Here is a 2,236-nt window from a genome sequence, read left to right on the forward strand (position 1 = left end):
AACTGGGCGGGGAATCGGGGCCGCAGCGCTCGTCGAGTATCCGGCACAGCGCCTGGAAGGCCTCCTGCGCCGCGGCGATATCGGCCAGCAGGGTGTCGACCGCCGCCGCCGGCATGTCCTGTGCCGAGGCCCGCACCGCCTCGAGATCCGCGGCGCCGCCGTTCAGGCGCTGCTGCCGCTGGTCGGGGTCGAGGCCGGCGACCTCGCCCGCCTGCAGGATCTGCCACAGCGCATAGTGCCGCTGCTGGCCATGGATCAGGGGAATCCGCCGCAGCGGCTGGATCAGCGTGCCCTCGCCGCCCTCGCCGTTCAGCCCGGTGACGGGGCGGACCCGGGTGGCCACCCCGTCCTCGTCCGGCTCGGGGAACAACCCGTCCCAGTACCGCTCCACCAGCGCGTGGATCAGCCCGAACCCGTCGCGCAGGCCGGCATAGCCGTGCAGCCGGGCCAGGCCCTCGACCATCATCGCGGCGATCTCGAGGTCCTTGCTGCGGCCAGTCAGCAGCTCGGTCCCGAGGGCGAGGATCTCGCGCCACTCGGCGACCGGCCGGGTCTCGTCGTCGGCGGCATCGGCCGCCCGCTCCTGGGCCCGCACCCGGGTTCGCAGGTCGCGCAGGCGCTGGAAATCGGCCCCCGACGTGAAATCGGACCGCAGATCCTCGCCATAGGGGGCGGGGCCGGGCACGGGGGCGGCGAGCGCCTCGATATCCAAGATCGCCGGTGTCTGCACCGAACTGCTCACCTGTCGCCGTTCATGTCGTGGTCAATCCATCCCATCGCGCCGCTCCATCGGGCCGGTTCCCATACCATAGCGGCGTCCAGCCGCGGGCGGAATGCTCCGCCGGGCAGCCGAAATCGGCAGGACTGCCGTCCTGCCTTGCCGCGCCGAGCCAGACCGAATCATTCGTCTCCCCAGAAGAACAATTATGCGCTAATTGCGTTTCAGCTTCCAGAATCGCGCGAGCGGTGTATGGATGGGTCAGTGATGAACCATGAATGTGACTTTTCGGCGGCTCCGTGGGCATGGCAACGCGATGCCCGTTGTCTCTCGAGTATGAAAGTGAACCGGACTCAACTTCTTGGTTGATGGTTGAAACGTTGAGAAGCCGGGAGTCCGTGTCTCCGGAAATTTTGGCTCAAGACGGTCCACAGATTGTCACAATCCTAAGCAATGGTCGACATCGTCGGCACGGACTTCTATTGGCCGCACAGGCATTCCTAAGAACGGAGGGCGAGAACCATGGCGATCTATGTGCAGATCGACGGCATCCAGGGCGATGCCACGCATGAAACCCACAAGAAGTGGGTCGATGTTGCCGCGATGAACTGGGGCGTGCACCGCGCCGTCACGACGCCGTCGGGCTCCGCTCAGAATCGCGAGGCGTCCGAGCCCGTGGTGGGCGAGGTGCACCTGACCAAATCGATGGACGGCTCGTCCCTGAAGTTTTTCGAGGCCGCCGCGACGGGCAATCAGGGCAAGACCGTGACCATCCATCTGGTGACCACGGGCAGCCCCGGCAGCACCTATATGGAGTACAAGCTGACCAACGCGCTGGTCAGCGGCTATCAGGTCAATACGACGGGCGACCGCCCGGTCGAGGAGATCACCCTGAACTTCACCAAGGTCGACCTGAAGTACACGACCTATGACGAGAACCATAAGCCGGTGAACAATCAGGTCGCCAGCTACGACGTCGCGACCACCAAGAAGGGCTGACGGCCAGGATGCCCGGGCGTTGCGGCGGGCCGCATGCCCGGGCCCGTCCTGCGGCGGCGGGGGCTCCGGCCGCCGTGTCGCGCCGGGAATGACCGAGGGAGAGCGGAGCCATGCGCTCGGATCAGGTTCTGAACCTTGTCGGGACGGTGCTGTGGGAGCTCGAGGGCGAATCGTCCTCCGCTGTCGCGGGCCCGCAGGGGCTGCTGCGCCGCCAGCGCCAGGTGATGGTGCTTGAGTCCTGCATCGCCGAGTTGGCGCCGACGATGCCGCCGCCGAGCTTCCGCGGGCGGCTCGCCTGGCAGTTGCCGGCGAAGGCGGCATCGGCCCCGAATTCCGCTTCGGAGGAGGATCTCGCCCGCCGCTCCTGCCGGATCGCGCGGCAGATGCCGGTGCCGGCGACGGTCTTCTCCGCCGGGGCAAGCCGCTTCGATGCCGAGCTCGCCCGCCTGGTGCCGGGCGCGGACGCGCAGGAGATCCGGCTGGCGGCGTTCGGCGACCAGCCGGCCGGGCGCCGTCCGT

General features: G+C 67.8%; 3 protein-coding genes. 2 read left to right on the forward strand and 1 reads right to left on the reverse strand.

The genetic code is table 11. From position 1 onward, the window contains the following. Positions 1-742 (reverse strand): type VI secretion system protein TssA (gene tssA, locus P409_RS32320; protein ID WP_152613666.1); only part of this gene is annotated, 742 nt, incomplete at its 3' end. Positions 743-1,240: 498 nt separating this feature from the next. Between tssA and P409_RS32325 the strand changes: the two genes are divergently transcribed. Continuing rightward, a complete protein-coding gene (locus P409_RS32325) occupies positions 1,241-1,717 on the forward strand; it encodes an Hcp family type VI secretion system effector (RefSeq protein WP_034848273.1) in 477 nt (158 codons plus the stop codon). A gap of 110 nt (positions 1,718-1,827) precedes the next feature. Further along, positions 1,828-2,236: hypothetical protein (locus P409_RS32330; RefSeq protein ID WP_034848276.1), on the forward strand; the 409-nt coding region annotated here is incomplete at its 3' end.

Origin of the sequence: Inquilinus limosus MP06 (assembly GCF_000767795.1) — a bacterium.
Classification (GTDB): domain Bacteria; phylum Pseudomonadota; class Alphaproteobacteria; order DSM-16000; family Inquilinaceae; genus Inquilinus; species Inquilinus limosus_E.